A 12,035-nucleotide genomic window follows, 5' to 3' on the forward strand; every position below is an offset into this window, starting at 1 on the left:
AAGCTGCCATAGAAGCCCCGCCGGTCGTCGGGCGCATATTCGGCCATGAAGGTGGCCGCGCCGCCATATTCGCCGCCCGTCGAAAAGCCCTGGAGCATGCGGAGCAGGATCAGCAGCGTCGGAGCCCAGAAGCCTATACTCTCGTAGGAGGGGATAAGCCCGACCGCGAAGGTTGCCCCCGCCATGAGCAGGATCGTCATTGCCAGCACCGACTTGCGCCCGATGCGGTCGCCGAGCGGTCCCCAGAACAGCCCGCCGAGCGGCCGAACGAGGAAGGAAATGGCAAAGGTCGCGAGCGCGAACAGCACCGCTTCCTCGGTATCGCCGGGAAACAGCGCCGCCGAGATATAGGTCACACCATAGGCGTAGATGCCATAGTCGAACCATTCGACCGCATTGCCGAGCGCCGATGCGCCGACCGCGCGGTGCAGCGGCGAGGGTTCGGGGAAGGGGGGCGGGTGCCCCGGGGCGTGGATCGTTACGGGCTTTTCCATGTGTCACCTGTTTGCGGATGGGATTCGGTCGAGGGGGCGGGAAGGTCGGGGCCGGCGGGGTCGAGCAGCGCCGCGACGGGCGTGGTGCGCGGCAGGATCTGAAAATCCTGCTGCGCGGCGCCCGGCACCGGCGCGCTGGTTGCAAGCCGCCATAGCCCGAAAGCGAGCATCGCGGCCGCGCCGAGCGCGATGAACAGGAACAGCCCGCCCGCGCCCGCCAGCGTCATCGCCGCGGCGGCGCCCAACGGGCCGAGCGCCGCGCCGACCGAATAGAGGAGGACGAGCTGCCCGCTCGCGGTCACGCGCTCGGACGGGAGCAGGCGGTCGTTCGCGAAGGCGACGCACAGCGGATAGAGCGCGAAGCTGAGCCCGCCGAACAGCGCGCCAAGGCCGAGCAGCAGCGCGCCCGTCGGCGCCATGGCGAGCGCGAGGCTGATGCCCAGTGTGGCGGCAAAGCAGGCGATGATGACGCGGCGGCGGTCGTAACGGTCGGACAGGCGGCCGAGCGGCCATTGCAGCGCGACCCCGCCGAGGATCACGGTCATCATGAAAGTCGCGGTGTCGCCGAGACTGAGCCCAATCCGCCGCGCATAAATGGCGGCAAGGCCGTAAAAGGCGCCGAGCAAGAGGCCGGTGATCCCCGCGCCCGCGACGCCGAGCGGCGATGCCTCGAACAGGCGCCTGAGCGGGAGCGAAGCCGCACCCTCGAGCAGCGGCGCGGCGCTGCGCGTCAGGCAGACGGGGATGATCGCGAGCGAAATCAGGATCGAGGCGAGCTCGAACGGGATTTGCGGCGCTGTATTCCCCGACCGCAGGATGAGCTGGCCGAGCGCCTGCCCCGAATAGAGCGCGACCATGTACCAAGCGAGCACGGTGCCGCGCGTCGCCGGTTCGGCGCGGTCATTGAGCCAGCTTTCGACGCAGATGAAGACGCCGGCGACGCACAGCCCGTCGACGAGGCGCAGCGCCGCCCACAGCGCGGGATGCTGGAACAGCGCATAGGTCAGCGTGCTGGCCGACAGAAGCGCGACGAAGGCGGCGAAGGCGCGGATATGCCCGACGCGGCGCACAACCTCGCCCGCGCGCAACGCGCCGAGGACGAGCCCGGCGAAATAGGCTGTCGCGACAAGGCCGATAACCATCGTGCCGCTGCCCGCGCGTTCGAGCCTGAGGCCGACAAGCGTCGAGAGGAAACCGCTGCCTGCCATCATCACGAAAATCGCGACCAGCAGGCTCCGCACGGGCAGGATCGTTGCGAACATTGTCGGCCGCGCCCGGCCGCCGCGCATCACGCGGCGCGCCGGCCCTCCGCATTCGCGCCCATTTCCTCGACCAGCGCCTTGTGCAGAACGCGCACCGCCGCGTCGAAATCGCGGCTTTCGACGATGAACTGGACATCGACGTTGCGGATCTGGTGCTGCAGCGCGATCATGCCGATGCCCGCGTCATCGAGCGCGCGCAGCGCATCGGGAACCAGCCCTGGGCGCGAAATATCGCTGCCGATCGCGGCGACCATCGCCACGGGCTGCGCGGAGATTGCGGCTTCGGGATAATCTTTCTGCAGATCGGCGATCACCTTTTTCACCGCTTCGGGGCTTGCCGACAGATAATGGGTGATCGTGTTGGCGTTCGACGATTTGCTGACGATCCACAGCCGGTGGCGCGTCAGCGCGTCGAGGATCGCCATATCGTAACCCTTCACGCCGACCATATCCTGTTCGAAAAATGTCAGCGCCTGCATCTGGCGGATCCCGGTGATGATTTCGACGCGCGGCACGTCGGAGACATAGTCGCCCGTCACGAGCGTGCCGCCATCCTCGCGATCGAAGGTGTTGCGCACGCGCAGCGGGATGTCGGTCTGGCGAAGGCCGCGTCCGGCACCGGGGTGGATCGCTTCCATGCCGAGGTTCGCGAGCTGGTCGGCGACGTCGTAATTGGTGCGCCCGATCTTGCGTGCCTTGCCTTCGCCGACCAGCTTGGGGTCGGCGCTCGACAGGTGAAACTCCTTGTGGATGATCGCCTCGCGCGCGCCGGTGAGGACGGCGAGCCGCGAAAAGGTCATTTCGGTGTAGCCGCGCGCATAGCGGCGCACCATGCCGCCCTCGCAGCCGGCATAGCCGGTGACGATCGGCAATGTCGTCGCAAGGTCGATCGCGGCGAAAGCATCACCGATCCGCGCGTCGAGGCTGCGCAGGTCGTCCTGGTCCCATAATGTCAGGTCGACGAAGCGGGCGTTCACGTCGCGGTCGCGCAGCAATAAGGCTGTGCTATGCGCGCTGTGCGCTTCGCCGATGCCGGCGAGCAGTTCGCGCACGGTCATCAACTGCTCCTTGACGCAGAAACGGCCGTGGGCACGCAGCCGCGCAAGATCTTCGAGGCACGCCGCGACGGTCGCGATGCGCGTATCGACGAAGGCGTCGGCCTCGTTGCGGCTTTCGGGCCGCGCGAACATGCCGGCGTTGCGTTCGTGCATCGCGCGGCGGACATCCTCCATCGCCTCGCGCCAGCCGTCCGTATCCTCGTCGGCGACGAAGCGGCCATAGACCCCCGGCGCGCCGCTCTTCTTGTTCTCGAGCAGCAGGTCGGTCATCCCGGCATAGGCCGAGACGACGAAGATGCGGTTATAGAGATCGGCGCCCGAGCGGCCCGCGATCAGCACATTGTCGAACAGGGTCGCGGTCGCGGCCATCGAGGTGCCGCCGATCTTTTCGACGCTATGCCCCGTCATGCCGGAACTGCCTCGACCAGCGGCCCGCGTTCGACCGCCAGCGGTGCGGGTTCGCCGCGGTGCGCGAGGAACCAGGGGCGCGCTTTGTCAACGCCGAACGGCTTTTCGAGCCGGTTGGAGACGGCGTTATAGACGAGGAACGCGTTGGCACGCGGGAAGGGCGTGATATTGCCGTTCGATCCGTGCATCAGGTTGCAGTCGAACAGGATCACAGTGCCCGGCTTGCCGGTCGGCGCTACGATGCCGTGTTTGTGCGCAAGTTCGGCGAGGCTTTCCTCGTCGGGGACGCCATATTCCTGTTTCTTGAGCGAGCTCAGATAATGGTCGTCGGGGGTTTCGCCGACGCAGGTGAGATAGGTGCGGTGCGACCCCGGGATCACCATCAGCGGCCCGTTGTGCGGCGTGTTTTCGGCGAGCAGCACCGACATCGACAGCGCGCGCATCCGCGGCATGCCGTCTTCGACGTGCCAGGTCTCGAAATCGCTGTGCCAGTAGAATTCCTTGCCCGTGAAACCAGGCTTATAGTTGAGGCGCGACTGGTGGACATAGACCTCGTCGCCGAGCAGGAAGCGCGCCACATCGGCGAGACGCGCATCGGCGGCGAGCCGCGCCATCACCGCGCTCTGCGCGTGAATCTCGAAGATCGAGCGGATTTCCTTGCTTTGCGGCTCGGTCACGATCGTATCGTCGTCGAGTGCCGCCGGATCGGCGAGCAGCTGGCCCGCCGCCTTTTGCAGGTAAGCAACTTCGTCGGCCGAGAAAAGGTCCTCGAGCACGATATAGCCGTCGCGGTCGAACTGCGCGGCCTGACGCGCGCTGATCGGCGCGTCGTTGCTCCATTCATTATGCACCACGGGGTCCTGCCGCGGCCGCATTTCGGCTTCGGCGGCGTGGCGCGAGGGGTAGAGGTCTTGCATCGGACGCCTCCCTTTCTGTTTTATGATGTCAGTCGGCGGCGACGAGGTCGGCCTCGGCCGGATAGGCGCCGCTTTCGTCGTGCACTTCCTTGCCGGTGACCGGCGGGTTGAAGGCGCACGCGGTCAGGATGTCGGTTTCGGGGCGCACAATATGCCGGTCATGGTCGTTGAGCGCATACATCACGCCCGGTTCCAGCCGGTGGATTTCGCCCGTGCCCAAATCTTCGATCGTCCCGGTGCCCTTGAGCACGAAGACGGCTTCGAGATGGTTCTGATAATGCATCTTGAGCTCGGTGCCCGCGAACATCGTCGTGACATGGAAGGAAAAGCCCATGCCATCGTCTTTCAGCAGCATGCGGGCGCTCGCCCAGCCGTCCGAGCGGACATTGCGGTCGGATTTGCGGATATCGCCTAGGTTGCGAATGATCATGTAAATATCTCCTGTGTCATTCGGCGGCGACGGCGTAGTCGGCGGCCATCGCCTCGCGGATCTTGGTTTCGAGAATGTCGAGCCCGGCGCCGAGGACGGCGTCGTCGATGATGAGCGGGGCGAGCACCTTGATCACCTCGTCATGCGCGCCGCTGGTCTCGATGATGAGGCCTGCGTCGAAGCAGGCGGCGGTCACGGTCGAGGCAAGCTCGCCCGAACCGACGTTGACGCCGCGCATCATGCCGCGGCCGCGCACGTCAAAGCCATGTTCGTCGGCGATACGGCCGAGCCGCATCGCGAGCAGCTCGCCGCGGCGTTCGATGTCGCGTTGGAAATCGCCCGTGCTCCAGAAATGGCGGATCGCCGCGGTCGCGGTGACGAAGGCGTGGTTGTTGCCGCGGAAGGTGCCGTTGTGCTCGCCCGGCGACCATTGATCGAGTTCGGGGCGCAGCAAGGTCAGCGCAAAGGGCAGGCCCATGCCCGACAGCGATTTCGCCAGCGTCACGATATCGGGGGTGAAGCCCATATCCTCGAAGCTGAAGAAGCCGCCGGTGCGGCCGCAGCCGGCCTGGATGTCATCGACGATCAGGAGCGCGCCATGCGCCTTGGCGATGTCGGCGATCCGGCGCAGCCATTCAGGCGACGCGGCATTGAGCCCGCCTTCGCCCTGCACCGTCTCAACGAGGATCGCCGCCGGGGCGTCGAGCCCGCTCGACGGGTCGGCGAGGCGCTGTTCGAGCAACTCGGCGGTGTCGACCTCGGGGCCGTAATAATCATAATAGGGTTCGTGCGCGACGTGGCTGAGCGGCACGCCGGCGCCGCCGCGCTTGGTCGCGTTGCCCGTGCAGGCAAGCGCGCCCAGCGTCATCCCGTGGAAGCCGTTGGTGAAGGCGATGACCATTTCGCGGCCCGTCACCTTGCGCGCGAGCTTGATCGCGGCCTCGACCGCGTTGGTACCCGTGGGGCCGGTGAACATCACGCGATGGTCGAGCCCGCGCGGCTTCAGGACCAGTTCCTCGAACGTCGCGAGGAAATCGCGCTTCGCATCGGTGTGCAGGTCGAGCCCGTGCGCGATGCCATCGGCGCCGATATAGTCGAGCAACGCCTGCTTCAGGATCGGGTGGTTGTGGCCATAGTTGAGCGTCGAGCAGCCCGACAGGAAGTCGAGATAGCGCCCGCCCTGGTCGTCGTGCATCCACACGCCCTCGGCCTTGCCGAACTGGCGCGGCATCGATCGGGCATAGCTGCGCACCGCCGATTCGCGGCGCTCATAGATATTCCTGTCCGGAATCGCGCCGGACGGCTGGGGTGTCGTAATCATCATATTATCCCTGTTCTACGTCTGTCTTCGAACGGTCGATCGGCCCGATGCGGGCCAGATATTCGGTGGCGTGCGCGCCCGCGAAATGCGCTTCGCGTTCGAACAGCGCGCTGCGTTCGAGTTCGGCATTCCAGCGGCGCGCGAGGCCGCGGAACAATCCCCACGACGCCTGATTGTCGGCGGTGATCGTGGTGATCATGTGGGTCACGCCGTCCTGTGCGGGCCGGGCGAGCAGGTCGGCGATCATGCGGCTCGCGAGCTGCTTTCCGCGTCCTTCGGTCGACACGGCGACCTGCCACACGAAAAAGGCCTTGGGGTCCGAAGGCGGGCGATAGCCCGATACCCAACCGACGATCCGCCCCGCCTTTTCGGCGATGACGCAATGGTCGGCGAAATGTTCGCACTGGAGCAGGTTGCAATAGCGGCTGTTGCGATCGAGCGGCGGGCAGGCGGCGATCAGCGCCGTCACCGCCGGTCCGTCGCCCGAGCGCGGCCGGCGGAATTGCACGTCGACCGCCGGGGCCGCGGCCACGTCCCGATCTTTCACTGGAGGCAAGGACTCGTCGTCTGTTTGCCGATCTAGTATCTTTCATCTCCTGAAATAAAATTCGCGCGCAATCGACCCGTCTGCCGATCCGAGCTGCCCGTTGATGGCGCAAAATATAGGGCTAGCTGCCGATCATTCAACCCGGAGTCGCAATTTTATTTCATATATCGAAATATATTGCAGAGCTGTGTCAGCAGTGGCGATTACCGATAATGCGTTTGGCGTGCGCGTGCCTGGCGGCTAACAAGGCGCGATGGAGCCCGATATTGCCAATGCGACGTTGAAGGCCCTGCGGCGCGTGCTGCGGGCGACCGAAAGCGGCACGCGGCGGCTCGCCGCGGCCACGGGCCTTACGCCGTCGCAGCTTCTGGTCTTGCGTGAAATCGATGCGGGCGACGAGGTCACGCCCGGCCTGGTCGCGCAGCGGCTGGAGTTCAGCCACGCGACCATCACGGCGATCGTCGACCGCCTGGTGGCGCTCGAGCTCGCGAGCCGGACGCGCAGCGCACAGGACAAGCGACGAATCCACCTCGAGGCGACCGCGTTGGGTCGCCGCCGTCTCGTCGAGGCGCCCGATATGTTGCAGGAAAAGTTCGAGGCGGGATTTGCCGCGCTGCCCGGATGGGAGCAGGCGATGATATTGGCCGGCACCGAGCGTCTGGCCGACCTGCTCGGCGCCGGCGATGTCGATGCGGCGCCGCTGCTCGATACCGGGGCGATCGACCGCGAATAGCGGGGCCGGGGACCGTACCCTACAGATCGACCTCGGCGCGCATCGTCGCGCGGCCCGTCGCATCGCGGGCCCACAGGCGAGCGCCGCCATCCTGTCGCACGAGGCAAAGATCGAAGGGGGTGCCGTCGATCAGCGGTGCTTCGGCGCGGAAGGCGAAGCGCCGCGGAGCAAGGCCCGAACGCAGGGCATGATCCATCAGCAGCGTCGCGATCAGCGGCCCGTGGACGACAAGCCCTGCATAGCCTTCGACGTCGCGCGCATAGTCGCGGTCATAGTGAATCCGGTGCGCGTTGAAGGTGAGCGCCGAGTAGCGGAATAAAAGCACCGGATCGGGCGCGATGCTGCGGACGGCATCGGCCGGTTGGGAACCGGTCGGCGCAACCGGCGGCAGCGGCGCCGCGGGTCCGGTTGCGGCTTCGCGAAACACGATGTCCTGCTCCTCGCGGATCGCGGGGACGCCGCCGGCTGCGATATCGTGACGTAACGTGACGAACAGCAGATCGCCGCTCGCGCCGCGTTTCGGCCTGATCGCGTCGATCGTGGTGCGGCGGGTCAGCGCCGCGCCGACCGCGATCGGCGACAGGAATGCGATCCGGCTACCTGCCCACATGCGTCGCGGCAACGGCGTCGGCGGGAGCAGGCCATGCTCGTCGCGGCGCGGGTGGCCGTCGGCGCCGATTGCCGACTGGCGCGCGTCGGGCAGGAAATAAAGCCAGTGGCCGAGCGGCGGGACGATGCCCGGCGTCCATGGCGAAACATCATGGTCGAGCAGCGCGGCGAGGCCGACAAGCGGTGCGGGGGCCGCGATATCGGTGCGCGTCTCGCTGCGGCCCACCCAGGCGGAATAATCGTCCATACCGCCTCAGAAGCTTTTGGGCAGGCCAAGCGCGTGCGTCGCGACATGGCTCAGGATCAAATTGGTGCTGATCGGCGCGACTTGATACAGCCGCGTCTCGCGGAACTTGCGTTCGATGTCATATTCCTCGGCAAAGCCGAAACCGCCGTGGGTCTGGATGCACATGTCGGCGGCGTACCAGCTCGCCTCCGACGCCAGCATCTTCGCCATATTGGCCTCGGTCCCGCAATCGGCGCCCGCGTCGAACAGGCGCGCCGCCTTGTCGACCATCTCAGCGGCGGCGGCGATCTGGACCCACGCACGCGCGATCGGGAATTGCACGCCCTGATTTTCGCCGATCGGCCGGCCGAACACTTCGCGCTCCTTCGCGTAGACCGACGCGCGGTCGACGAAGAAGCGGCCGTCGCCGATACATTCGGATGCGATCAGGATGCGTTCGGCGTTCATGCCCGACAGGATGTAGCGAAAGCCCTTGCCCTCCTCGCCGATCAGGTTCGCGGCGGGGACTTCGAGATCGTCGAAGAAAAGCTCGGTCGTCGCATGGTTGAGCATCGTGCGCACCGGTCGGATCGTCAGCCCCTTGCCCTGCGCCTCGCGCATGTCGACGAGCAGCACGCTCATCCCGTCGGACGGTTTTGAACATTCCTCGCGCGGCGTCGTGCGGCACAGCAGCACCATCAGATCCGAATGTTCGGCGCGGCTGATCCAAATCTTCTGGCCGTTGACGATATAATTGTCGCCGACCCGTTTGGCGAAAGTGCGGATGCGCGTGGTATCGGTCCCCGCGGTCGGTTCGGTGACCCCGAACGCCTGCAGCCGCAGGTCGCCGCTGGCAATCGCGGGCAGATAGGCCTGTTTCTGCGTTTCGGAGCCATGTTTCAGCAGCGTGCCCATCGTATACATCTGCGCATGGCACGCGCCGCCGTTGCAGCCCGAACGGTGGATTTCCTCGAGCACCGCGGTCGCGGCACCGAGGCCGAGGCCCGACCCGCCATATTCTTCGGGGATCAGCACCGAGAGGAAACCGGCTTCGGTCAGCGTGCGGACGAATTCGGTCGGATAGATGCGGTCGCGGTCGAGCGCCTGCCAATATTCGCCGGGAAACCCGGCACACAGGCGGCGCACGGCTTCGCGGATTTCGGGATGGCTTTCTTGTCGGGCGTCGGACATCGGCGTTCACATCTCCTTGGTCGCGAACATGCTTAGGCCGCTAAGGAGCAGCACGCCAAGATGAATCGAAGAAGGCGGGGGCCTTGCTGCGCTGCAAGGCCCCCGCCGGGGCAAATCAGGCGATCACCTCGACCAGATGACGGCCGTCGTCGCGGTCCGACACGCGGAACCGCGTGCCGGTGAAACGCTCGATCAGGCTGGCCGCGGTTCGCATATGCTCGCTCGGCTTGACCGTCGTGAACGCGCCGCCGCGCGCGAACGCCATCGGCAGCAGCATCTGGTCCTGCAGATAGGGGCCCGCGAACGCATCGCTCGCGAGATAGCCCGCCATGCGCTTGGCGGCGGTTTGCGCAAGCCGCTCGGCGGGAAGGCCGAGCTTGCCGAAGCCCGATATGATCTCGGTGACATGCTCGAATTCGGCCTCGACCAGCAGTGCGTTGCCCGGACCTTGCTCGGCCGGGACCTGCCGCGTGACAAAGGCCCCTTCGGGCCATTCGGGCAGCGTCTTTCGCGCGGTCCTGAGCTCGCGTTCGGCGACGTCGACGGGAATGCCCGCGACGATGGCGGTCACCGAGACGCCGCGCCGCGCGCCGCGTTCGATACATTCGACGGGGCGCAGCGGTGCGGGCACAATATCGACCTCGATCCGCCCGCCGCCGCGCGGGAAAAAGCCGTGGCGGACAAGCCGCGCCGAAACCGTCGGTCCCATGCGATTGATGACGGGCAGCAGCGTGCGCTCGATAAAGTCGAACGGCGGCGCCGCCATCGCGTGCGTCCCGCCCTCGATCACGAGCCGCGACGGCGCGTCGGCGGTCATCAGCGGCACGAGGATCGTCTGGAGGACGAGCCCCGTGCTCCCTGCGGTGCCGACCGCGAAATGATAGTCGCCGGGCGTGACGCGCCCGGGGCGGAAGGAAATGCTGTTCGACCCGACCGCCAGCCCCGAGCATTCGGCGCCGCCGATCACGCACGCGGCCTCGATCGCGGTCACATGCTGGCGCATCAACCCCGGCTTCTCGCGCCCGCCGCGGATGTTCTCGATCGTGAACGGCGTGTCGGTCAGCAGTGCCAGCGCGCACGCGTAGCGCAGCACCTGTCCCCCACCTTCGCCTTCCGATCCGTCGATGATGATCATTATTCTTCTATCCAGTTCGTGGTTGTCGGATCGGGGACGAACAGGTGCGGTGTCCAGCAATCGGTGCGTAATGTACCGATCTGCGCGCCGCACCCACATATCTGATTGGGGCCATCGCAGCCATCAAGCCCACAACAGCCGTTGAGACGATGCGGATCGCGCGTGTTGCGGACGGTCTCGCCAATGTCCTCCGGGTTTAACCAATATTGCGGCGCGAATTCGAGCAGCGCTGTCTGATCGCCATAGGATCGTTCAATCGGCTCCCAGCTCTTGAAAACCGTCCCGCGCGGGGTGAGGGGCTTGCCTTCCTCTTGCTCGGGCGGGATGATGCCGGGGCCTTGCTCGAAACAAGTGTCAGTGCTGACGTCAGGCGCCCCTCGCAGGCCTTGCAGCAAAGGATTTTCTTCACGGCACGTCTCCTATGAGGGCGGCGTGAAGGGGATCACCCCTTCACGCACACCACCTGCTTCAGCGTATGGACGATCTCGACGAGGTCGGCCTGCGCCGCCATCACCGCCTCGATCGGCTTGTACGCCTTCGGCGTCTCGTCGATGACGCCTTCGTCCTTGCGGCATTCGACGCCCGCGGTGTCGGCGATATGCTCGTCGAGCGTGACGAGCTTTTTCGCTGCGGTGCGGCTCATGACACGGCCCGCGCCATGGCTGCAGCTATCGAAGCTTTCCGCGTTGCCCAGCCCGCGCACGATGAACGATTTTGCACCCATCGAACCCGGGATGATTCCCATCGTCCCCTTCGCCGCGCGCACCGCCCCCTTGCGGGTGACGAGCACATTCTCGCCGAAATGATTCTCGCGCGTCACATAATTGTGATGGCAGTTCACCGCCTCAGCCTCGGCCTCGAAGGGCTTGGCGATCTGGAGCCGGAGCGCGGCGATGACATTCGCCATCATCATGCGCCGGTTCAGCGCCGCAAAGTCCTGCGCCCAGCCCACCGCCTCGACATAATCGTCGAAATGGTCGGTCCCTTCCGGGAAGTAGGCGAGGTCCTCATCGGGCAGGTTGATGAACCACTTGCGCATGTCCTTCTTCGCCAGTTCGATGAAGTAGGTGCCGATCGCATTGCCGACGCCGCGCGACCCCGAATGCAGCATCACCCACACCCGCGCGTCGGTATCGAGGCACAGCTCGATGAAATGGTTTCCCGTTCCGAGCGTTCCCAGATGCGTCAGGTTGTTGGTGTTTTTCAGCCGCGGATGCTTGGCGACGATATGGCCGAAGCGTTCGGCGAGCGTCGCCCAGGCGTCGACGATTGCGGCCGGAGGATCGCCCCACGAGCCCGTGTCGCGCTTGCTGCGCCCGACCGACCGGCCGTGCGGAACCGTCGCCTCGATCGCGCTGCGGATGCCCTCCAGATTGTCGGGCAGGTCGTGTGCCATCAGCGTGGTGCGCGCCGCCATCATGCCGCAGCCGATATCGACGCCGACCGCGGCCGGGATCACCGCGCCCTTGGTCGGGATCACCGATCCGACGGTGGCGCCGATGCCGACATGAACGTCGGGCATCGCGGCGACATGCTTGAACACGAACGGCATTTTCGCCGCCTTGGTCAGCTGCGCGCGCGCCATGTCTTCCACGGGCACGCCGCGCGTCCACATCTTGACCGGGCGTCCGCCCTCGACATTCATCACTTCATAGGTCGTCTGGGTCATGGCTGACCTCCTTCTTGCTGTTCTTCATGGTGCCG

General features: G+C 66.0%; 13 protein-coding genes. 1 reads left to right on the forward strand and 12 read right to left on the reverse strand.

Annotated elements, in window-relative coordinates; genetic code table 11:
- From ATE71_RS15625 to ectA, 7 genes are all read right to left on the reverse strand, one after another.
- Positions 1–494 (reverse strand): MFS transporter (locus ATE71_RS15625; protein ID WP_152998811.1); only part of this gene is annotated, 494 nt, incomplete at its 3' end.
- Complete coding sequence (locus tag ATE71_RS15630) at positions 479–1,756, reverse strand: MFS transporter (protein WP_058804297.1); 1,278 nt, start codon at positions 1,754–1,756, stop codon at positions 479–481. The genes ATE71_RS15625 and ATE71_RS15630, both read right to left, overlap by 16 nt.
- 26 nt (positions 1,757–1,782) lie before the next feature.
- The gene (locus ATE71_RS15635) at positions 1,783–3,222 is read right to left on the reverse strand and encodes an aspartate kinase (RefSeq protein WP_058804249.1); all 1,440 of its coding nucleotides are present in this window, start codon (positions 3,220–3,222) and stop codon (positions 1,783–1,785) included.
- Complete coding sequence (gene thpD, locus ATE71_RS15640) at positions 3,219–4,139, reverse strand: ectoine hydroxylase (RefSeq protein WP_058804250.1); 921 nt, start codon at positions 4,137–4,139, stop codon at positions 3,219–3,221. Before thpD ends, ATE71_RS15635 begins: the two co-directional genes overlap by 4 nt.
- A gap of 28 nt (positions 4,140–4,167) precedes the next feature.
- Positions 4,168–4,569, reverse strand: coding sequence for an ectoine synthase (locus tag ATE71_RS15645; protein ID WP_058804251.1), 402 nt, complete (start codon positions 4,567–4,569; stop codon positions 4,168–4,170).
- 16 nt (positions 4,570–4,585) lie between these two features.
- Entirely contained in the window at positions 4,586–5,893 is a 1,308-nt protein-coding gene (gene ectB, locus ATE71_RS15650) for a diaminobutyrate--2-oxoglutarate transaminase (protein WP_058804252.1), read from the reverse strand.
- Between the two features lies 1 nt (position 5,894).
- Entirely contained in the window at positions 5,895–6,350 is a 456-nt protein-coding gene (gene ectA, locus ATE71_RS15655) for a diaminobutyrate acetyltransferase (RefSeq protein ID WP_058804298.1), read from the reverse strand.
- Positions 6,351–6,690: 340 nt separating this feature from the next.
- Between ectA and ATE71_RS15660 the strand changes: the two genes are divergently transcribed.
- Positions 6,691–7,170, forward strand: a complete 480-nt coding sequence (locus tag ATE71_RS15660; protein ID WP_058804253.1) for a MarR family winged helix-turn-helix transcriptional regulator — start codon at positions 6,691–6,693, stop codon at positions 7,168–7,170.
- Between the two features lie 19 nt (positions 7,171–7,189).
- On the opposite strand, the gene ATE71_RS15665 is transcribed toward ATE71_RS15660, so the two are convergent.
- From ATE71_RS15665 to ATE71_RS15685, 5 genes are all read right to left on the reverse strand, one after another.
- The gene (locus ATE71_RS15665; RefSeq protein ID WP_058804254.1) at positions 7,190–8,026 is read right to left on the reverse strand and encodes an FAS1-like dehydratase domain-containing protein; all 837 of its coding nucleotides are present in this window, start codon (positions 8,024–8,026) and stop codon (positions 7,190–7,192) included.
- 6 nt (positions 8,027–8,032) lie between these two features.
- Positions 8,033–9,196 carry an acyl-CoA dehydrogenase family protein gene (locus ATE71_RS15670; protein ID WP_058804255.1) on the reverse strand — a complete coding sequence of 388 codons (1,164 nt, stop codon included), beginning with the start codon at positions 9,194–9,196 and terminating at the stop codon, positions 8,033–8,035.
- 115 nt (positions 9,197–9,311) lie between these two features.
- Positions 9,312–10,331, reverse strand: a complete 1,020-nt coding sequence (gene rtcA / locus ATE71_RS15675) for an RNA 3'-terminal phosphate cyclase (protein WP_058804256.1) — start codon at positions 10,329–10,331, stop codon at positions 9,312–9,314.
- Positions 10,331–10,726, reverse strand: coding sequence for a hypothetical protein (locus tag ATE71_RS15680; RefSeq protein ID WP_058804257.1), 396 nt, complete (start codon positions 10,724–10,726; stop codon positions 10,331–10,333). Before ATE71_RS15680 ends, rtcA begins: the two co-directional genes overlap by 1 nt.
- A 47-nt stretch (positions 10,727–10,773) precedes the next feature.
- Positions 10,774–12,000: an RtcB family protein gene (locus tag ATE71_RS15685; RefSeq protein ID WP_058804258.1), complete on the reverse strand. Its 1,227-nt coding sequence runs from the start codon at positions 11,998–12,000 to the stop codon at positions 10,774–10,776.
- Positions 12,001–12,035 lie beyond the last annotated feature (35 nt).

This window comes from Sphingopyxis sp. H115 (assembly GCF_001468465.1).
Taxonomy (GTDB): domain Bacteria; phylum Pseudomonadota; class Alphaproteobacteria; order Sphingomonadales; family Sphingomonadaceae; genus Sphingopyxis.

What these genes read in the sequence shown, in the direction of transcription:
- ATE71_RS15630 (WP_058804297.1), bottom strand. Translation starts at nt 1,756, where the DNA reads ATGTTCGCAACGATCCTGCCCGTGCGGAGCCTGCTGGTCGCGATTTTC.
- ATE71_RS15635 (WP_058804249.1), bottom strand. Translation starts at nt 3,222, where the DNA reads ATGACGGGGCATAGCGTCGAAAAGATCGGCGGCACCTCGATGGCCGCG.
- thpD (WP_058804250.1), bottom strand. Translation starts at nt 4,139, where the DNA reads ATGCAAGACCTCTACCCCTCGCGCCACGCCGCCGAAGCCGAAATGCGG.
- ATE71_RS15645 (WP_058804251.1), bottom strand. Translation starts at nt 4,569, where the DNA reads ATGATCATTCGCAACCTAGGCGATATCCGCAAATCCGACCGCAATGTC.
- ectB (WP_058804252.1), bottom strand. Translation starts at nt 5,893, where the DNA reads ATGATGATTACGACACCCCAGCCGTCCGGCGCGATTCCGGACAGGAAT.
- ATE71_RS15660 (WP_058804253.1), top strand. Translation starts at nt 6,691, where the DNA reads ATGGAGCCCGATATTGCCAATGCGACGTTGAAGGCCCTGCGGCGCGTG.
- ATE71_RS15665 (WP_058804254.1), bottom strand. Translation starts at nt 8,026, where the DNA reads ATGGACGATTATTCCGCCTGGGTGGGCCGCAGCGAGACGCGCACCGAT.
- ATE71_RS15670 (WP_058804255.1), bottom strand. Translation starts at nt 9,196, where the DNA reads ATGTCCGACGCCCGACAAGAAAGCCATCCCGAAATCCGCGAAGCCGTG.
- rtcA (WP_058804256.1), bottom strand. Translation starts at nt 10,331, where the DNA reads ATGATCATCATCGACGGATCGGAAGGCGAAGGTGGGGGACAGGTGCTG.
- ATE71_RS15685 (WP_058804258.1), bottom strand. Translation starts at nt 12,000, where the DNA reads ATGACCCAGACGACCTATGAAGTGATGAATGTCGAGGGCGGACGCCCG.